Source organism: Qipengyuania aurantiaca (assembly GCF_019711375.1).
GTDB lineage: Bacteria > Pseudomonadota > Alphaproteobacteria > Sphingomonadales > Sphingomonadaceae > Qipengyuania > Qipengyuania aurantiaca.
Genome location: NZ_CP081295.1, coordinates 2416481 through 2435732, shown reverse-complemented (window position 1 = coordinate 2435732; position 19252 = coordinate 2416481). Strand labels below are relative to the sequence as shown.

Sequence of the window (19252 nt, the reverse complement as noted above, 5' to 3'; positions counted from 1 at the left end):
ACAATTCGACCCCGGTCCGCGAAGTGCGGAACCTCTGATGGCCGAATGTGAGGAAGGGTACGCGTCTAGTTCTTAGGAGCTATAATAGTCCTGCAGGGAGCGCACTTCAAGCTGCTCGGTCGAAACCTCCGCAATTGCACGGGCCGCGGCAAGACTTCCGGCGGCGGTCGTATAATAGGGCAGCTTCTTTTCAAGCGCGGCTTCGCGGATCGACTGGCTGTCCAGCAGCGACTGCCAGCCCTCGGTCGAATTGAAGATCAACGCCACTTCGCCGTCGATAATGGCGTCGACGATGTGCGGGCGCCCTTCGGCGACCTTATTGACCCGCTCGACCTCCAGCCCCTGTTCGGACAGGAAGCGTTGCGTGCCGCCGGTGGCGATGACCTTGAAGCCCTGGTCGAGGATTGTCTTCACGGCGGGCAGGATGACGTCCTTGTCGCTGTCCTTCACCGACACAAACACGGTTCCGCCGGTCGGCAGCGTCATCCCCGCTCCCAGCTGCGACTTGTAGAAGGCGGCGGGGAAGCCGCGATCGATGCCCATCACTTCGCCGGTCGACTTCATTTCGGGCGAAAGGACCGGATCGGAACCCGGGAAGCGCGCGAAGGGGAAGACAGCTTCCTTCACGGCCATGTGGTCGGGCTTGAGATCGAAGGGCTCGAAGTTCGACAGCGGTTCGCCCGCCATCACGCGCGCGGCGACCTTGGCGACCGGCTGGCCGATGGCCTTGGCCACGAAAGGCACGGTGCGGCTGGCGCGCGGGTTGACCTCGATCAGGTAGACCTCGCCGTCCTTCACCGCGAACTGGACGTTCATCAGGCCGCGCACGCTAAGCGCTTCGGCCAGCGCCTTGGCCTGGCGTTCCATTTCCTCGACGATGTCGGCGGGCAGGCTGTAGGGCGGCAGGGTGCAGGCGCTGTCGCCTGAGTGCACGCCGGCCTCCTCGATATGCTGCATGACGCCTGCGATGCGCACTTCATTGCCGTCCGAGACGACATCGACATCGCACTCCACCGCGTCGCGCAAGTACTGGTCGACCAGCACCGGGCTGTCGCCCGAGACGTTGACGGCGGTGTTGATGTAATCGTCGAGCTGCGGTTCGCTGTCGACGATCTCCATCGCGCGACCGCCCAGCACATAGCTCGGGCGCAGAAGCACCGGATAGCCGATGCGAGCGGCGGCAGCGGCGGCTTCGTCGCGGCTCTTGGCGATGCCGTTGAGCGGCTGCTTGAGGTTGAGCTTATTTACCAGCTTGGCGAAACGTTCGCGATCTTCGGCAAGGTCGATCGCATCGGGCGAGGTGCCGAGGATCGGAATGCCTTCGCGTTCGAGCGCTGCGGCAAGCTTGAGCGGGGTCTGCCCGCCAAACTGGACGATCACGCCCACCACTTCGCCCTTGGACATTTCGACGCGCATGATCTCGAGCACGTCTTCCTCGGTCAGCGGCTCGAAATAGAGGCGGTCGGAGGTATCGTAATCGGTCGAGACCGTTTCCGGATTGCAGTTGACCATGATGGTCTCGAACCCGGCTTCGGCCAGCGCGAAGCAGGCATGGACGCAGCAATAGTCGAACTCGATGCCCTGCCCGATCCGGTTCGGGCCGCCACCGAGGATGACGATCTTCTTGCGGTCGCTCGGATCGGCCTCGTCCTCCGCCTCGCCGAAGCTGGGCGCTTCGTAGGTCGAGTACATATAGGGCGTGATGGCTTCGAATTCGGCCGCGCAGCTGTCGATGCGCTTGTAGACCGGATAGACACCCAGCTTGTGGCGCAGCTTGCGGACTTCCTCTTCGCTGGTGGCACCGGCCATGGCGCGCAGGGCATCGTGAAGGAGGCCCGACCGGCGCGCCTGTGTTTCGGCGAGGCCGCCCGCAACACCAACAGACCGCACGGCCAGCGTTGCAAGGCGCTTGTCGGAGAACCCCATGGCCTTGAGGCGGCGCATTTCCGCCTCGTCGCGCGGCAGGCCGTTATGGCCGAGCATCTTCTCTTCGTAGATGATCGCCTCGATCTGGCGCAGGAACCACGGATCGAAACCGGTGATCTGGTTGATCTCCTCGACCGTGAATTCCTCGCGGAACGCCTGCGCGATCTTGAGGATGCGGTCGGGCGTGCGCTGGCTGAGCGCAGCGGTAATCTTCTCGCGGCTGACGCCTTCGAGTTCGGGCACGCGGTTGAACCCGTCGAGGCCGGTTTCGAGGCCCCGGAGCGCCTTTTGCATCGATTCCGCGAAGGACCGGCCGATGGCCATGACCTCGCCGACCGACTTCATCGCGGTCGAAAGCTCATTCTTCGCGCCCTTGAACTTCTCGAAGGCGAAGCGCGGGATCTTGGTCACTACATAGTCGATGGTCGGCTCGAAGCTGGCAGGGGTAGCTCCGGTGATCTCGTTCTGGATCTCGTCTAGAGTGTAGCCCACGGCCAATTTTGCGGCCACCCGCGCGATGGGGAAGCCGGTGGCCTTCGATGCCAGCGCCGAGGACCGCGAAACGCGCGGGTTCATCTCGATCACGATCAGGCGGCCATCCTTTGGATTGACTGCGAACTGTACGTTCGAACCGCCTGTTTCCACGCCAATTTCACGCAGCACCTCGATCGAGGCGGTGCGCATGATCTGATATTCCTTGTCGGTCAGCGTCAGCGCGGGCGCGATGGTGATGCTGTCGCCGGTATGCACGCCCATCGGATCGACGTTTTCGATCGAACAGATGATGATGCAATTGTCCTTGCGGTCGCGCACCACCTCCATCTCGAATTCCTTCCAGCCGAGGAGCGATTCCTCGATCAGGACTTCGGTGGTGGGCGAGGCGTCGAGACCTTCGCGCACGATCTTGTCGAATTCGGCCTTGTTGTAGGCGATGCCGCCGCCCGTCCCGCCGAGCGTGAAGCTGGGGCGGATGATGGCGGGGAGGCCCGTACGCTCCAGAACCGCGAAGGCCTCGTCGACCGTGTTGGCTACGCCGCTGCGCGCGCTTTCGAGGCCGATCTTGTCCATCGCCTCGCGGAAACGCTGGCGGTTTTCCGCCTTGTCGATTGCGTCGGCGTTGGCGCCGATCATCTGCACGCCGTACTTTTCCAGCGTGCCGTTATTGAACAGCGCGAGCGCGCAGTTGAGCGCGGTCTGCCCGCCCATCGTCGGCAGGACGGCGTCGGGGCGTTCCTTGTCGATGATCTTGGCGACGATTTCGGGCGTGATCGGCTCGATATAGGTCGCGTCGGCCATTTCCGGATCGGTCATGATCGTGGCCGGGTTCGAGTTGACCAGGATGACCCGGTAGCCCTCTTCCTTCAGCGCCTTGATCGCCTGTGTGCCGGAATAGTCGAACTCGCACGCCTGGCCGATGATGATCGGGCCGGCGCCGATTACGAGGATCGAGGAGATGTCGGTGCGTTTGGGCATGGGAGCTTTCGTCTAGGAGCCGGAAACGGCCGCGCGCTGGCCGGAAGTGCGGAAGAACAGGCCGTCGAAACCGGCGGTGATCTGGTTGCGGACCTTGTCCGGAATATCGCAGCGATCCGCGACCCGGCCTACCAGGCCTTCCATGCGATCGCGGATATCGGTGAGTTCGCTGGCCTCGTCGGCGGAGAGCGGGGTAAATTTGTCTTCCACTTCGAATTCGCCCTTACCGCCAAGACAGGGAGCAGCGCGCGCAGTCAGCGTCGCGCCCACACCGCCGGTCTTGGGTTCGAGTGCGTAGACAAGCGTCAATTGGTCGAATTGGCGCCGCATGCGAAGACCTTCACCTTCCTCGCGCACCTGCCAGCCGGTGTCGCCCTGCGGCATCCCATCGGCGTTGCGGCTTACCTGCGTTTCGGCGTCGTTTCCGCAGGCGCCAAGGCCGAAAACAAGAGCGGCAGCAAACGTGCCTTTTGCCAAGCGCGTCAAACCCGTCATCCCAACATCCCCACGAATTTCTCGAACAGGTAAAAACTGTCCTGCGGCCCCGGCGAAGCTTCGGGATGGTATTGCACGCCGAAGGCCTTCTTGCCACGGATCGAGATGCCGCAATTGCTCCCGTCGAAAAGCGAGACATGCGTCTGCTGGACGTTTTCGGGCAGTGTCTCGGCGTCGACGGCAAAACCGTGGTTCATGCTGGTGATCTCGACGAGGCCGGTGCTCTCGCCCCAGCCCTCCCCGACCCGCTGCACGGGATGGTTCGCACCGCGGTGCCCTTGGAACATCTTGGCCGTTTTCGCACCCGCCGCCAGTGCCAGCATCTGGTGGCCGAGGCATATACCGAAGAGCGGGATGTCGCGGTCCAGCAGGCCCTTGATCACCGGCACGGCGTATTCGCCCGTGGCCGCCGGATCGCCCGGACCGTTGGAGAGGAACACGCCATCCGGCTGGAGCGCGAGAATATCTTCGAGGCTCGTGCGCGCAGGGACCACCGTCACCTTCGCACCCGCCTTCACGAAGTTGCGGAAGATGTTATCCTTCGCGCCATAGTCGATGGCGACGACATGCGGCTTGGCGTTGTCGGCCTCAGAATAGCCTGTGCCAAGCTGCCAGTAACCGCCCTTCCATTCCTCATGCGCGTCGCGCGTCACGCCGGGCACGAGGTCCAGGCCTTCGAGACCGCTCCATTCGGCGGCCTGCTTCTTCAGCGCCTTCATGTCGAACTGGCCGCGCGGATTGTGCGCGATCACCGCGTTAGGGGCGCCCTGGATGCGAATGCGGCGGGTCAGCGCGCGCGTGTCGACGCCGGACAAGCCGATCTTGCCATGACGCACGCACCATTCGACGAACTCGTCGCGGGCGCGGAAATTGGAATGGCGGGTGACGTCCTGCCGTACCACCAGGCCTACGGCGCCGAGACCGCGGCTTTCGACGTCTTCCTCGTTCGCGCCGACATTGCCGATATGCGGGAAGGTGAAGGTGACGATCTGGCTGTCGTAGGAGGGATCGGTCATCACCTCCTGATAGCCGGTCATGGCGGTGTTGAAGCAGACTTCGCCTACCGCGCTTCCGCTGGCACCAAAGCCTTTCCCCCAAATACAGGTACCATCCGCAAAGACGATGACGCCAGTCGCGCCTTTGGGTTGCGCGTGCGAGAATGCGGACAGGGCCATGGGGCGCTCCGGGTCAGGGGTTTCCAGCGATGTGTGCTAAGTCCCAGCCGCTAGGGACCGCAGCGATTCCCGTCAAGCCGCCATGCGGTGGAACACTTGGCTTTCTGCGGCCTTCCATTACATGGGCCGAGAAACTTCCACAGCTTAGACAATAGAAGAGACACAATGCTCCGCGAAAAAATCCAGTCCGAGACCGTGACCGCCATGAAGGCCAAGGACAAGGAACGCACCGCCGCGCTCCGCCTGATCGGCGCGAAGATCAAGGATCGCGACATCGAACTGCGCACCGCCGACAAGAAGCCGGAGGACGACGAACTCGTCACCGACGTGCTGATGAAGATGGCCAAGCAGCGCAAGGAATCGATCGCCATGTACGAAGACGGCGGGCGACAGGAGCTGGCCGAAAAGGAAAAGGCCGAGCTCGTCGTGATCGAGGAGTTCCTGCCCCAGCAGATGAGCGAGGAGGAAACCCGCGCGGCCATCGCCCAGATCAAGGCCGATACGGGTGCCGACGGCATGAAGGACATGGGCAAGGTCATGGGCGAGCTGAAGGCGCGCCATGGCGCGACGCTCGACATGACCAAGGCGAGCGGCCTCGTTAAGGAGGCCCTATCGTGAAGCGCGTCCTGCTGATCGCTCCGCTGGCGCTCGCGGCCTGTTCGCAGAGCGAACCCGAACCGACGCCTACGCCCTCCCCGACAGTTGCTGAACCGCGCACTCTCGTGCCTGCGGAACTCGACATCGACAGCCTCGGCGCGAAGATCGAAGGCCCGCAGGGTCCCGAGCCGGAAGCCCCCCTGATGCTAGGCGGCGGTGAGATCGGTCGCATCGTCAGCTATGTGGCCTGCCCCGAAGGTGTTAAGGAGTGCCTCCCCGATGAAATGCCGCAAGGCACGGTCTACACCTTCGTCCATCAGATTACCCTCGACGGCGTCAGCGCCGCGGAACCGACTTCGGGGCCCGAGGTCGTGGAAGCCCCGCCCACCCTGTTTAGGACTACGGAGCGCGCCCACGGGTTTAATGGCTCCATCGGCTATTCGCGCAGCCAGGCTCAGACCGCCTTCGGCAGCGAGGACGCGGTCGGCGTGACTGTCGACGATGGCCGGCTGATCTGGCGCGTCACTGGTACGCCCGACTGGCAGCAGGGTTCGACCGTCACCTTCTGGTGGCAGACCACCCAGCCCCCGGCTGGACCCGCAGATGCGTTTCTTCTGGAAGTTATGGGCAACCAGATCAGCGCAATGGGCCCCTTCCCTGCGGAAGAAAAACCGGCAGAGGCACCGGCCGCGAACTAGCGATCATCGCCCTGTCGCTATAGAGGGGGCCGATGGCCCTCTCACCCCAATGGCTGGACGAATTGCGCATGCGGACGACGCTGTCCGCCGTGATCGGCCGGACCACGCGCCTCACCAAGGCGGGGCGTGAGTTCAAGGCCTGTTGCCCGTTCCACAACGAGAAGACGCCCAGCTTCTACGTCAACGACGAGAAGGGCTTCTACCACTGCTTCGGCTGCGAAGCGCATGGCGATGCAATCCGCTGGCTGACCGACCAGCGAGGCATGCCCTTCATGGACGCGGTGAAGGAACTGGCTGCTGAGGCTGGGATGGAAGTCCCCGCCCCCGATCCGCGCGCGGCCGAACGCGCCGAGAAGCGCGCCAGCCTCCACGATGTCACCGCCGCAGCGCAGGAATGGTTCGTACGCGAACTGGCCACTCCGCAAGGAGCGGAAGCGCGAGCCTATCTCAAGCGGCGGGGCTTTTCCGATAGCGTGGTGCGCGAATTCGGCTTCGGCTTCGCGCCGGAGGACCGGCAGGCGCTGAAATCCGCCCTCTCGCAGTTCGACGAGCGCATGCTGATCGAGGCGGGTATGCGGATCGAGGTCGAGGACAAGGATCCCTACGACCGTTTTCGCGGTCGCCTTATGCTGCCGATCCAGGACACGCGCGGCCGGGTGATCGCCTTTGGTGGCCGTATCCTCGACAGCGACGCCTACGGGCCCAAATACCTCAACAGTCCCGATACGCCGCTCTTCGACAAGGGGCGCACGCTCTACAACCTCCACCGCGCCGCTCCCGCCGCGCGCCAGAGCGGACGGATCGTTGTGGTCGAAGGCTATATGGACGCCATCGCGCTTGCCAACGCAGGCATCGCCGAAGCAGTCGCCCCGCTCGGAACGGCCCTGACCGAGAACCAGATCGAGCTGCTCTGGCGTCAGGTCGAGCGGCCGATCCTGTGCTTCGATGGCGACAACGCCGGACAGCGCGCTGCCATGCGCGCGATCGGGCGCGTCCTGCCCATGCTGCGGCCCGGCCATTCGCTCTCCATCGTCCGCATGCCCGCGGGCAAGGACCCGGACGACCTCCTCAAGGAAAGCGGCGTTGGCGCGATGGAGGAATTGCTGTCCTCGCCCGCCAGCCTGCTCGATACGCTCTGGGCGTTCGAGCGCGACGCCCAACCCCTCACCTCGCCGGAAGAGAAGGCGGGCCTCAAAGCGCGGCTGCTCGCGCATACCGAGACAATCCAGCACGACGATATTCGCGCGCTTTACCGCAAGGAACTGCTCGACCGCTTCTCCGCCTTTGCCTTTCCACCGCGAGCACCACGCGAATTCAAGCCGCGGGGCGAGTGGAAGAAGGGCGGCTTCAACGCCCCTCCCCCGCGCCTTTCGCCTGAGACCGAAGCGCGGCTCAAAAGGGCCATGGCGGGCGGGTCGCGCGATGCGCTCGCGGTAGCGGTCATCCACGGATTGCTGCGCTTTCCAGATACTATCCTGAGCCATGAAGCGGCGCTTTCTCGCTTTGCCGCGAGTGACCGGAATGTCGGCCCTGCGATAGATTCGTTGATTGCCGCTGCGGAAACGCTTGATTCGCACGCCGAATCGCCCATATCCCTGCCCGGAGGCCTTCCCGCCCCACCGGCAAACACTTATTTCGCCTTTCTCGACAAAGGCACAGACCCGGTTGATGCGCGCGAGGATCTGGCTGAAGCCGTGTCGTTGCTGGTCGAAAGACCGGCCCTCGAAGCTGCGCTCGCTGCGGCGACTGCGCGATTCGAGACCGACCCCGAGGGAGCTTTCGCCGAACAACAGCGTTTGTTGAAACGGAAGCTCGAGTTCGAGGCACGACTCGGAAAAATGGCAAGTCGAAAGGCCGCTAAGCCGGCCAACACGAATTCAGGCGCCGAGGGCAACCAGCCCGAAGGCGACGCATAAAACGGACCGATTGCAGTTTATGGCCACCAAATCGAAGTCTGGCGACAAGGACGACGCACCCCTGATCGATCTCAACGAGGCGTCGATCAAGAAGCTCATCACAAAGGCGAAGAAAAAGGGCTACGTCACCTATGACGAGCTCAACGACGCGCTGCCCCAGGGCGAGATGAGTTCCGACCAGATCGAGGACATCCAGTCCGCGCTTTCCGAAATGGGCGTGCAGATCGTCGAGCATGACGAGGACGCCGAGCCCGAGGACGAGGTCGAGGAAATCGCGCCTGCCCCGTCGGCCAAGGAAAAGGACGCCAAGAAGGCGCCTGCTAAGAAAGCCGCTTCGGAAGGCCGGACCGACGATCCGGTCCGCATGTACCTGCGCGAAATGGGTGCGGTCGAATTGCTCAGCCGCGAGGGCGAAATCGCCATCGCCAAGCGTATCGAGGCCGGCCGTGACATGATGATCATGGGCCTGTGCCAAAGCCCGATTACCTTCCACGCGATCATCCAGTGGTCCGAAGCGCTCAACAACGAGGAAATGCAGCTGCGCGAGATCCTCGATCTCGACGCCATGCTGTCCAAGGAGCCTCCGGCCGACAAGCTCAACGACGACGCCGAAGACGATGATGACGACGGCGAGATCTCGGAAGAGACCGCCGGCCCCACCATCCGGGACGACGATGACGACGATTCGGACGAGGATTCCGAAGGCGAAGACGGCGAGGAAGGTTCCTCGAAGTCGGACGAGGACGAGGACGAGGACAACACCATGTCGCTCGCCCAGATGGAAGCGGCCCTCAAGCCCGACGCCATCGAACGTTTCGCCCGCATCAAGGACCTCTTCGGCAAGTTCGAGAAGCTCCAGGCCGAGCGTGTCGAGGTCCTGGGCCGCGGAGAGACCTTCCCGGCCGCCAAGGAAAAGAAGTACGAAGCGCTGTCCGACCAGCTCACCGCCGAGGTCGAGAGCGTCCAGTTCCACGCGACCAAGATCGAATTCCTGGTCGACAACCTCTACGCCTTCAACCGTCGCCTCACCGCGCTCGGCGGCCAGATGCTGCGCCTTGCCGAACGCCATAAGGTGAAGCGCGTCGACTTCCTCGACGCCTATATCGGCAACGAGCTCGACGACAACTGGATGGACGGTCGTCTCAAGGACAAGAAGTGGGCTGCCTTCGCCGAGAAGGAAGGCGATGCGATCGACCGTATTCGCACGGAAATCAGCGACATCGCCAGCGCCACCGGCATGGCCCTGCCTGAATTCCGCCGCATCGTGAACATGGTCCAGAAGGGCGAGCGCGAGGCGCGTATCGCCAAGAAGGAAATGGTCGAGGCGAACCTGCGTCTCGTGATCTCCATCGCGAAGAAATACACCAACCGCGGCCTGCAGTTCCTCGACCTGATCCAGGAAGGCAACATCGGCCTGATGAAGGCGGTCGATAAGTTCGAATACCGCCGCGGCTACAAGTTCAGCACTTATGCGACCTGGTGGATCCGCCAGGCGATTACCCGCTCGATCGCCGACCAGGCGCGCACGATCCGTATCCCGGTCCACATGATCGAGACGATCAACAAGCTAGTCCGCTGCTCGCGCCAGTTTCTGCACGACCAAGGCCGCGAACCGACACCTGAAGAGATGGCGGAGAAGCTCTCCATGCCGCTCGAAAAGGTGCGCAAGGTGATGAAGATCGCCAAGGAGCCGATCAGCCTCGAGACGCCCATCGGAGACGAAGAAGATTCGCACCTTGGCGATTTCATCGAGGACAAGAACGCGATTATCCCGGTCGACGCGGCGATTCAGGCGAACCTCAAGGAAACGGTCACCCGAGTCCTTGCCAGCCTCACCCCGCGCGAAGAACGCGTGCTGCGCATGCGCTTCGGCATCGGCATGAACACCGACCACACGCTGGAAGAAGTCGGCCAGCAGTTCTCGGTGACGCGCGAACGTATCCGCCAGATCGAGGCCAAGGCGCTGCGCAAGCTCAAGCACCCGAGCCGCAGCCGCAAGATGCGTTCGTTCCTCGATCAGTAACGGGGATTTTGCTTAAAGTCGGGAACCCGAACGGCTCCCGATCATTGGTACAGTATCAGACGATGTAAAAATCATCTGGTTATGATGAGCTTCTTTACGGAGTCATCATCAGGAGCCTCGACACCTTAGGGTGCCGGGGCTTTTCTGTGTCTGCTGCGCTTTACGGCTTCCGGGAAATTCAGCCCTTCTTGAGGTGCTTGACCGCGTCCTCGACCGGCATCGGTTTGCCGAAATAATAGCCCTGCGCGTACTCGACGCCGAGCTTCTTCAGCACTTCGGCCTCTTCCGCGTGCTCCACACCCTCGGCGATCAGCTTTGAGCCGATCGCCTCCGAAAAGCGCACCATCGCGCCGACCAGCGCACAGCGCGCGAGGTCCTGATGGATGTCGCGCGTCAGCGTCATGTCGAGCTTGAGCATGTCGGGTCCAAGGTCGACCAGATGGCGCAAGCCGGCATAGCCCGAACCCACATCGTCGATGGCAACGCGGGCGTATTTCGAGATCGGCTTCAAGGCCTTTTTGAGCGCCGCATAATCGTCGACCTGCTGGTGCTCGGTCACCTCGACCACGAGGTTCTTCTTGCCCGCCCGTTCCAGCACCTGGTGGAGCGCGCCCGACATGATCGTGTCGGGTGACGCGTTCACCGAGACATAGAAGTCCTTCGGCACCTGCTTGAGGCTTTCAAGGGCGCATTCGACCGCCAGCAGCTCAAGCTCCAGCCCGCGACCGATCTCGGCCGCCTCCTCGAACCATTTGTCCGGTCCGCGCATCATCGCATCCGGGAAGCGCGCGAGGCACTCAACCCCGACCGGTTTGCCTTCCTTGATCGAATGGATCGGCTGCTGGTGGATCTGCATCGCGCGGTCGCCGATCAGCTTGGTGATACGCTTGTCGATGCGGCTGAGGCGGTAGTCGGTGTCGAGATGCGTCTCGATCTGCTCGGTCGCAAGCGCGGCAAAAGCGCGCAACACGCCGATATCGCGCTCGTTCATCGTGCGATCGGGCGAGCGGCTGAGGCAGCAGAAGCTGCCATAGAGCGACCCGTCCGAGAGGCGCAGCGGCACGTTCAAATGGCAGCCCACGGGCAGGAAATGCGTAATCGCAATATCCTGTGTTAAGGGATGATCCGCCGGGTCCTGGATCAGTTCGGGCAGGCGCCCTTCGGCGATGTGCCAGCAATAGCTGTTCTCGCGCGGATCGCGAAAGCCCGGCCCCATCGGCAATTCGAGATCGGAATCGACGTGGGTCAGTTCCTTCTCACCGTTCTCGACATAGCGCGAAACGAAGGCGATCTCGGTCCCCAGGTGCTGGCGCACGGCGTGAAGGATGCGGTCGATCGACCCGTTCTCGATCGGCTCGGACGAAATCCCGGCGACTGCGGCGGGAATCATCGAAGAGTTGACTGGCATGTGCATGAGGCAAGCACCTAGCCGTTAATGCTTAATATTTTCGCCCATCGCGTTCTGCGCGCGGCGTTAATTCGTGTGCACGAAGGGGCAAACGGGGTGGAGAGAATCGCGCCAAGTCCCTATGGGGGCGGCCATGCGTATCGCCCTTGCTTCCGACCATGCCGCAATCGAGCTCAAAGCAGCCTTGCGCGACTGGCTTATCGAACAGGGTCACGAGGTCGCCGACCTCGGGCCGGAGACCACCGACAGCGTCGATTATCCCGACTTCGGCTACAAGCTGGCCGGGGTCGTGGCCGACGGCACGGCGACACGCGGCATTGCCCTGTGCGGCAGCGGGATCGGCATCTCGATGAGCGTGAACCGCAATCCAGACGTTCGCTGCGCGCTGGTTTCGGAACCACTTTCCGCCGCCCTGGCCCGCGAACATAACGATGCGAACTGCATCGCGATGGGCGCGCGCCTGACCGGGGTCGACATGGCCAAGGCCTGCGTCACCGCTTTCCTCGACACCGAATTCGCCGGCGGGCGCCACCAGCGCCGCGTCGACAAGCTCTCCAATCCCAGCCTCTAGGACCCGCATGACCGACAACCGTTTCTGGAACGACACGCTCGAACAGGCCGACCCCGAGGTCTATGCCGCCGTGCGCAACGAACTCGCGCGCCAGCAGGACAAGATCGAGCTGATCGCGAGCGAGAACATCGCCTCGACCGCCGTCCTCGAAGCCACCGGCAGCGTGTTCACCAACAAATACGCCGAAGGTTATCCGGGCAAGCGCTACTATGGCGGCTGCGACTATGCCGACGTCGTCGAAACGCTGGCGATCGAGCGGGCGAAAGAATTGTTCGGCTGCAATTTCGCCAACGTCCAACCCAATTCGGGCAGCCAGATGAACCAGGCGGTCTTCCTCGCCCTGCTGCAGCCCGGCGACACCTTCATGGGGCTGGACCTCAATTCGGGCGGGCACCTGACCCATGGCTCGCCGGTCAACATGAGCGGCAAGTGGTTCAACCCCGTCAGTTATGGTGTGCGCAAGGACGATGAACTCATCGACATGGATGAGGTCATGGCGATTGCGAAAGAGCACAAGCCCAAGCTCATCATCGCGGGCGGCACGGCCTATAGCCGGGTGTGGGATTGGGAGGCCTTCCGCAAGGTTGCGGACGAAGTCGGCGCCTATCTCATGGTCGACATGAGCCACATCTCCGGCCTCGTTGCCGGCGGCGAACACCCCAACCCCTTCCCGCACGCCCATGTCGTGACTACCACCACGCACAAGAGCCTGCGCGGACCGCGCTCGGGAGTGATCCTGTGGAACGAGGACGAGTTCACCAAACCGATCAACATGGCGGTCTTCCCCGGCATGCAGGGCGGCCCGCTGATGCATGTCGTGGCCGCCAAGGCCGTCGCCTTCCGCGAGGCACTGCGCCCCGAATTCAAGAGCTACGCCAAGCAGGTGGTCGCCAACGCCCGCGCGCTGGCCAAGAGCATCGAGGCGAACGGCCTGCGCGTCGTGTCGGGCGGCACGGACAACCACTCCATGCTGGTCGACCTCACGGCAAAGGACGTGACGGGCAAGGCCGCCGAAGCCGGCCTCGACCGCGCCTGGCTCACCTGCAACAAGAACGGCATCCCCTACGACACGCGCAGCCCCTTCGTGACCAGCGGCATCCGCCTCGGCACGCCTGCAGGCACCACGCGCGGCTTCGGCGAGGCCGAGTTCGAAACGGTCGGCAAGCTGATCTGCGAAGTCGTCGACGGACTGTCGAAGAACGGCGCCGAGGGCGACGGCCAGGTCGAGCAGAGCGTGCGTGACCGCGTCGCCGAATTGTGCAAGGCCTTCCCGGTCTATCCCGGAAGGTAAGGAGAGCGTTTCATGGGCAATATCCCCGACGACCGCGAGCCGACGAATTTCCGTCCCTCGAGCACGGATCGCAAGGAAGAGAAGGAACGCTTTTCGTCGCGCCGCGAGGATCGCGAGCCACGCGAACCGCGCAAGCCCTATGGCGATCCGGACCTGATCCCCGACGCCACGGCGGAGATCAAGGCGATGGCGGTCGATGGCCTTGAACATCCCTCGACAAAGCCGGTGCTGACCGGCGCGGCCATTGGCATCGTCGCGGGCCTCATTGTGCCCGTCGGCCCGGTCCTAGGTGGTCTCGCGGGCGCCGGTGTGGCGCTCTACAAGCGCCTGCGCCCCTGATCACACGGATATTCGATGCGCTGCCCTTTCTGCGCCCATGACGACAGCCAGGTGAAGGATTCCCGGCCGACCGAGGACGCTACCTCGATCCGCCGCCGCCGCCAGTGCTCCAGCTGCGGCGCCCGCTTCACCACCTTCGAACGCGTCCAGCTGCGCGAAGTCACCGTTGTGAAAAGCGGGGACCGTCGACAGCCTTTCGACCGCAGCAAGCTCGAACAGTCGATCTCGCTCGCCTGCCGCAAGCGCGATGTCGCGCCCGAACGGATCGACCAGCTCGTCAGCGGCATACAGCGCCAGGTCGAAACCGCAGGCGAGCCGGAAATCCCTTCGCAGCGGATCGGCGAGATGGTGATGGACGGCCTGCGCCAGATCGACAGCGTCGCCTATATCCGCTTCGCTTCCGTCTATCGCGACTTCAGCGAAGCGCGCGACTTCGAGGAATTCGCCAGCACGGTGCAGGAAGCCGCCAATGAGCGCAGCTGAGGCGAGAAAGCCGGTCATCGTCCTTGTCCGGCCGCAGCTGGGCGAGAACATTGGCAAGGCCGCGCGCGCCATGCTCAATTTCGGGCTGGTCGAGCTTCGCATGGTCACTCCGCGCGATGGCTGGCCGAACCCCGATGCCGGGCCTGCCGCAGCCGGGGCAGATATCGTGCTCGAAAAGGCGCGTGTGTTCGACAGCACTGCCGAGGCCGTGGCCGACTGCGCCCATGTTTACGCCACCACCGTGCGCAAGCGCGGCGTGACCAAGCCCGTCTACACGCCCGAAGAAGCGAGCCGGGAAATGGCGCAGGCCGAAGGACGCAGCGCGATCCTGTTCGGCCCCGAACGCTCCGGCCTGGAGACCGAGGACGTGGCGCTGGCCCGCGCCATCCTGACGGTGCCGATCAACCCGGAATTCGGTTCGTTGAACCTCGCGCAGGCGGTCATTCTCTGTGCCTATGAGTGGTCGAAGCACGAAAGCCTCGTCCAGCCGACGCAGGAGGACCTGCTTCCCCCCGCCCCGCAGGAGGAACTGGAAGGTCTCATCCAGCATCTCGAAACCATGCTGGAGCCCAAGGGCTATTTCCTCCCCGAACCGCGCGCCGACGCCACGCGTCGGACCTTGCGGGGCGTGTTGACCAAGCCGGGCTGGAATCACCTGGAGGTACGCACCTTGCGCGGCGTGCTGTCGAGCCTCCAGCGGAACCCCAAAAGCAGTTAGTCGAATATTTATAGTAGGTTCATCGGGCTTGCATTAGTCCGGCCGCGAACCTTTCTTCCCAACAACTCGAGGAAATATCATGCGTTTCGCATTGCCCGTACTCGCCCTTGCCACGTTCGCCGCACCTGCTTTCGCGAACGAGCCGGAAGAGAAGAAGGACGAGAAGCCCGAAGCGCAGGAACCGGCCAAGACCGAAGAGAAGAAGATTTGCCGCTTCGTCCAGATGGACACCAGCAGCCGCCGCCGCGAAAAGGTGTGTCTGACGAAAGAAGGCTGGATCGCGTTCAACAACGGCAATTGAGGCCGTGAGCCTAATTTAGCTGCGGATGCGGTCCCACTCGACCAGTTCGTAAGCGATCGAGGTTTCGACCAGAACCTCCCAGATTTGCGCGATTTTCCCATGCGGAAGGTCGCGCTTTTCTGCATCGGTCCGGGCGTTTTCAATAACCTCCGCCTTGCGCGCTTCGTCGCGCACCACGCTGCGGTCGGTCTTGATCCGGGCTGCGGCGCGCATGTAGCCGAAACGGCGGTCGAGCAGCGCCATCAGTTCGCGGTCGGTCGCGTCCACGCCCTTGCGCACTTCGGCCATGGTCTCGCAATCTTCGGGAAGCTTGTAATTCTCGTCCATGGACGGGGCGAATGGCGCGTTGAATGCGGCTTGTCGAGGACAAACCAAAGCCTCTCTCGACTTGTCCGCAATCCCTCGGCATGGGGGAGGCATGGCGAGCAATCCGAACACCTACAAGAACCAGCCCGACGAGCGCGGCCACTTCGGCGATTACGGCGGACGCTATGTCGCCGAAACGCTGATGCCGCTGGTCCTCGACCTCGAGCGCGAATACCGCGCGGCTCAGGCCGATCCCGAATTTCAGGCGCAGTTCGACGACCTGCTGGAGCACTACGTGGGCCGCCCCTCCCCGCTCTATTTCGCGGAGCGGCTGACGGAAGCACTTGGCGGCGCGCAGGTGTGGTTCAAGCGCGACGAGCTCAATCACACAGGCGCGCACAAAATCAACAATTGCATCGGGCAGATCCTGCTCGCGATCCGCATGGGCAAGACGCGCATCATCGCGGAAACCGGCGCGGGCCAGCACGGGGTGGCCACAGCCACCGTCTGCGCGCGCTTCGGCCTGCCCTGCGTGATCTACATGGGCGCAGAAGACGTGCGGCGGCAGTCGCCCAATGTCTTCCGCATGAAGCTGCTCGGCGCAGAAGTCGTGCCGGTCACCAGCGGACGCGGCACGCTGAAGGACGCGATGAACGAAGGCCTGCGCGACTGGGTCGCGAATGTCCACGACACCTTCTATATCATCGGCACCGCCGCCGGCCCGCATCCGTACCCCGAGCTCGTCCGCGACTTCCAGAGCGTGATCGGCAAGGAGGCGCGCCAGCAGATGCAGGACCGCATCGGCCGCCTGCCCGATCTGCTGGTGGCGGCCATCGGTGGCGGCTCCAACGCGCTTGGCCTGTTTCACCCCTTCCTCGACGATCCGGACGTGAAGATGCTCGGCGTCGAGGCGGCAGGCCACGGTCTCGACGGTGACGAGCACGCGGCAAGCCTGCTCGGCGGCTTCCCCGGCGTGCTCCACGGCAACAAGACCTATTTGCTGCAGGACGAGGACGGCCAGATCACCGAAGGCCACTCGATCAGCGCCGGCCTCGACTATCCCGGCATCGGCCCCGAACACGCCTGGCTGAAAGACATGGGCCGCGTCGAATACACCGCGATCACCGACGAGGAGGCACTGGAGGCCTTCCAGCTCCTCTGCCGCACCGAGGGCATCATCCCCGCACTGGAGCCGAGCCACGCCATCGCGGCTGTGGCAAAACGCGCGAAGGAAATGCCGAAGGACAGCGTGATCCTCGCCAACCTGTGCGGACGCGGGGACAAGGACATCTTCACCGTCGCCGAACGGCTGGGAGTGGAGATGTGATCTACGATGGTGACGGACCGATCATCGGTGGCGATCAATCGAAATTGGGCAAACTGAAAAAGCGATTCAATCTTGCTCGCGGATTGAGTGTCTTCTTTTCTGCGTTGGTAATTCTGCCTCTGTTGTGGTGGTTTCAAACTGGTGAACTAAATTTGTCCGATAACGCGATTGTCGTGGCCGTCTGTTTGTCCGCCACTGCAGGACTCATCGGACTGTTTTCTGAGCGGATTCCATTTTGACCAACCTGCACAACACCCTCTGCAAACCTCGCCCCTCTTGCGTCACCCCGGACTTGATCCGGGGTCCCGCTTCTTCTGACCGCGCGCGAGAGGCAGCGGGACCCCGGCTCAGCGGCCGGGGTGACGGTGGAGTTCATTCCCCCCTTCTCAATTCGTCAGACGGCTCTGTCCTACACCGACGTAGGTCTGGCATGGGCGTCGAATGACCGCCTCCAAACTCATCAAAACGCCCGGTTTCCTGCGTTCTCACGGCCCCGAGAAGTTTTCCGCCAGGACCGTGTTCCATCCGTTCCAAGCTGTAGGATTGCCGCCCAAGTCATGAGCGCCCCAAGCCGCCTCTCCAACGCCTTCTCCAAGCCCCACCCCGCGCTCGTCTGCTTCATCACCGCAGGCGATGGCGACACGGCGGCCAATCTCGACGCGCTGGTCGAGGGCGGCGCGGATGTGATTGAGCTGGGGATGCCCTTCACCGATCCCATGGCCGATGGTCCCGCGATCCAGAACGCGAATTTGCGCTCGCTCGGTGCGGGGACGACCACCGCCGACGTGCTGCGCATCGCCACCGAGTTCCGCCAGCGTCATCCGGACGTGCCGCTGGTGCTGATGGGCTATGCCAACCCGATGATCCGGCGCGGGCCCGACTGGTTCGCCTCCGCCGCGAAGGACGCCGGCGTCGATGGCGTGATCTGCGTCGACATCCCGCCCGAGGAAGACGACGCGCTTGGCCCCGATTTGCGCGCTGCGGGCATCGCGCCTATCCGCCTCGCCACGCCGACCACCGATGCGAAGCGCCTGCCGCAGGTGCTGGAAGGCTCAGACGGGTTTCTCTACTACGTTTCGGTCGCGGGCATCACCGGCAAGCAGCAGGCCGCGCAAACCTCCATCGAGGATTCGGTCGCCCGCCTGAAGGCCGCCACCGACCTGCCCATCGCGGTCGGTTTCGGCGTCCGCACGCCCGAGCAGGCGGGCGCTATCGCCAAGGTCGCCGACGGTGTTGTCGTAGGCTCCGCGCTGGTCGAACTGGTCGGCGAACACGGCTCCGACGCTCCGGAAAAGCTTCGCGAATTGACGGCAAGTCTTGCAAAGGCGGTGCATTCGGCGGCAAAGGGCGCCCCATGAACTGGTTTACACGCGTCCGTAACAATATCAGCTGGCTGCCCAAGCGCACCACCGAGAAGGATCTCTGGGTCAAGTGCCCGGGATGCCAGCAAATGGTCTTCGGCCAGGAATACGCCGAGAACATGGATGTCTGCCCGCGCTGCGACCATCACGGCCGCATCGGCGCGGACAAGCGCCTCGCCATGCTGCTCGACGAAGGCTTCCAGACGCTTCCCGTGCCGGATGTAAAGGAAGACCCGCTCAAGTTCCGCGATTCGAAGAAATACACCGACCGCCTCAAGCAGGCCCGCGCGAAGAGCCCGCATAAGGACGCCTTCCTCGTTGGCGAAGGCGCGATCGAGGGCAAGCCTGCGGTCGTCGGCGTGCAGGACTTCACCTTTATGGGCGGCAGCATGGGCATGGCCGTGGGCACCGCCTTCTGCCAGGGCGCCGAGCGCGCGCTGACGCTGCGCGCGCCCTATATCGTCGTGACCGCCGCTGGCGGTGCGCGCATGCAGGAAGGCATCCTCAGCCTGATGCAGATGCCCAAGGCGACCGTGATGACGCGCCGCCTGAAAGAGGCAGGCCTCCCCTATATCGTCCTGCTGACCGACCCGACCACGGGCGGCGTTACCGCAAGCTACGCCATGCTGGGCGATGTGCATATCGCCGAACCTGGCGCGCTCATCGGCTTTGCCGGGCAGCGCGTGATCCAGGACACAATCCGCGAGCAGCTGCCCGACGGCTTCCAGCGCGCCGAATATCTGCACAAGCACGGCATGGTCGACATGGTGGTGCATCGCCACGACCTGAAGGACACACTGGCGACGATCATCGACTATCTCGCGCCTGCCGAAGCGGCCTGACG

At 63.5% G+C, this 19252-nt stretch carries 19 protein-coding genes; 14 read left to right on the top strand and 5 right to left on the bottom strand.

Going from position 1 to position 19252, the window contains the following annotated elements; genetic code table 11:
* Positions 1-72 precede the first annotated feature (72 nt).
* From carB to carA, 3 genes are read right to left on the bottom strand one after another with little or no spacing between them, the layout of a single operon-like run.
* The gene (carB, locus tag K3148_RS11855) at positions 73-3399 is read right to left on the bottom strand and encodes a carbamoyl-phosphate synthase large subunit (RefSeq protein ID WP_221424976.1); all 3327 of its coding nucleotides are present in this window, start codon (positions 3397-3399) and stop codon (positions 73-75) included.
* 12 nt (positions 3400-3411) lie between these two features.
* On the bottom strand, positions 3412-3894 hold the full coding sequence (locus tag K3148_RS11850) for a hypothetical protein (protein ID WP_221424975.1): 483 nt from the start codon (positions 3892-3894) through the stop codon (positions 3412-3414).
* A complete protein-coding gene (gene carA, locus K3148_RS11845; RefSeq protein WP_221424974.1) occupies positions 3891-5069 on the bottom strand; it encodes a glutamine-hydrolyzing carbamoyl-phosphate synthase small subunit in 1179 nt (392 codons plus the stop codon). Before carA ends, K3148_RS11850 begins: the two co-directional genes overlap by 4 nt.
* A 165-nt stretch (positions 5070-5234) precedes the next feature.
* On the opposite strand from carA, the gene K3148_RS11840 reads away from it, so the two are divergent.
* From K3148_RS11840 to rpoD, 4 genes are read left to right on the top strand one after another with little or no spacing between them, the layout of a single operon-like run.
* Positions 5235-5687, top strand: coding sequence for a GatB/YqeY domain-containing protein (locus K3148_RS11840; RefSeq protein WP_221424973.1), 453 nt, complete (start codon positions 5235-5237; stop codon positions 5685-5687).
* Complete coding sequence (locus K3148_RS11835; protein ID WP_221424972.1) at positions 5684-6364, top strand: hypothetical protein; 681 nt, start codon at positions 5684-5686, stop codon at positions 6362-6364. The genes K3148_RS11840 and K3148_RS11835 overlap by 4 nt, the downstream gene beginning before the upstream one ends.
* A 32-nt stretch (positions 6365-6396) precedes the next feature.
* Entirely contained in the window at positions 6397-8280 is a 1884-nt protein-coding gene (gene dnaG, locus K3148_RS11830) for a DNA primase (protein ID WP_221424971.1), read from the top strand.
* 19 nt (positions 8281-8299) lie between these two features.
* Positions 8300-10303 carry an RNA polymerase sigma factor RpoD gene (gene rpoD, locus K3148_RS11825; protein WP_221424970.1) on the top strand — a complete coding sequence of 668 codons (2004 nt, stop codon included), beginning with the start codon at positions 8300-8302 and terminating at the stop codon, positions 10301-10303.
* A gap of 178 nt (positions 10304-10481) precedes the next feature.
* Here rpoD and K3148_RS11820 read toward each other — a convergent pair whose 3' ends face one another.
* Positions 10482-11693, bottom strand: coding sequence for a sensor domain-containing phosphodiesterase (locus K3148_RS11820; protein ID WP_221424969.1), 1212 nt, complete (start codon positions 11691-11693; stop codon positions 10482-10484).
* Positions 11694-11844: 151 nt separating this feature from the next.
* Here K3148_RS11820 and rpiB point away from each other — a divergent pair, with 151 nt between their 5' ends.
* The 6 genes from rpiB to K3148_RS11790 all read left to right on the top strand — a co-directional run bounded on the left by rpiB (position 11845) and on the right by K3148_RS11790 (position 15414).
* Positions 11845-12282 carry a ribose 5-phosphate isomerase B gene (gene rpiB / locus K3148_RS11815; RefSeq protein WP_221424968.1) on the top strand — a complete coding sequence of 146 codons (438 nt, stop codon included), beginning with the start codon at positions 11845-11847 and terminating at the stop codon, positions 12280-12282.
* A 7-nt stretch (positions 12283-12289) separates the two neighbouring features.
* A complete protein-coding gene (gene glyA, locus K3148_RS11810; protein ID WP_221424967.1) occupies positions 12290-13573 on the top strand; it encodes a serine hydroxymethyltransferase in 1284 nt (427 codons plus the stop codon).
* Between the two features lie 12 nt (positions 13574-13585).
* Positions 13586-13912 carry a hypothetical protein gene (locus tag K3148_RS13925; protein ID WP_247711571.1) on the top strand — a complete coding sequence of 109 codons (327 nt, stop codon included), beginning with the start codon at positions 13586-13588 and terminating at the stop codon, positions 13910-13912.
* A 15-nt stretch (positions 13913-13927) separates the two neighbouring features.
* Positions 13928-14395, top strand: a complete 468-nt coding sequence (nrdR, locus tag K3148_RS11800) for a transcriptional regulator NrdR (protein WP_221424966.1) — start codon at positions 13928-13930, stop codon at positions 14393-14395.
* Positions 14382-15113, top strand: a complete 732-nt coding sequence (locus K3148_RS11795) for an RNA methyltransferase (RefSeq protein ID WP_221424965.1) — start codon at positions 14382-14384, stop codon at positions 15111-15113. Before nrdR ends, K3148_RS11795 begins: the two co-directional genes overlap by 14 nt.
* 79 nt (positions 15114-15192) lie before the next feature.
* Positions 15193-15414: a hypothetical protein gene (locus tag K3148_RS11790; protein ID WP_221424964.1), complete on the top strand. Its 222-nt coding sequence runs from the start codon at positions 15193-15195 to the stop codon at positions 15412-15414.
* A 15-nt stretch (positions 15415-15429) separates the two neighbouring features.
* On the opposite strand, the gene K3148_RS11785 is transcribed toward K3148_RS11790, so the two are convergent.
* The gene (locus tag K3148_RS11785) at positions 15430-15741 is read right to left on the bottom strand and encodes a chorismate mutase (RefSeq protein WP_221424963.1); all 312 of its coding nucleotides are present in this window, start codon (positions 15739-15741) and stop codon (positions 15430-15432) included.
* A gap of 91 nt (positions 15742-15832) precedes the next feature.
* On the opposite strand from K3148_RS11785, the gene trpB reads away from it, so the two are divergent.
* The 4 genes from trpB (at position 15833) to accD (ending at position 19250) form a co-directional block, all read left to right on the top strand.
* Positions 15833-17047, top strand: coding sequence for a tryptophan synthase subunit beta (gene trpB / locus K3148_RS11780; RefSeq protein WP_221424962.1), 1215 nt, complete (start codon positions 15833-15835; stop codon positions 17045-17047).
* Positions 17044-17286: a hypothetical protein gene (locus K3148_RS11775; protein ID WP_221424961.1), complete on the top strand. Its 243-nt coding sequence runs from the start codon at positions 17044-17046 to the stop codon at positions 17284-17286. Before trpB ends, K3148_RS11775 begins: the two co-directional genes overlap by 4 nt.
* A gap of 318 nt (positions 17287-17604) precedes the next feature.
* On the top strand, positions 17605-18405 hold the full coding sequence (gene trpA, locus K3148_RS11770; RefSeq protein WP_221424960.1) for a tryptophan synthase subunit alpha: 801 nt from the start codon (positions 17605-17607) through the stop codon (positions 18403-18405).
* Positions 18402-19250: an acetyl-CoA carboxylase, carboxyltransferase subunit beta gene (gene accD / locus K3148_RS11765; protein ID WP_221424959.1), complete on the top strand. Its 849-nt coding sequence runs from the start codon at positions 18402-18404 to the stop codon at positions 19248-19250. The genes trpA and accD overlap by 4 nt, the downstream gene beginning before the upstream one ends.
* The last annotated feature ends 2 nt before the right edge of the window (positions 19251-19252 follow it).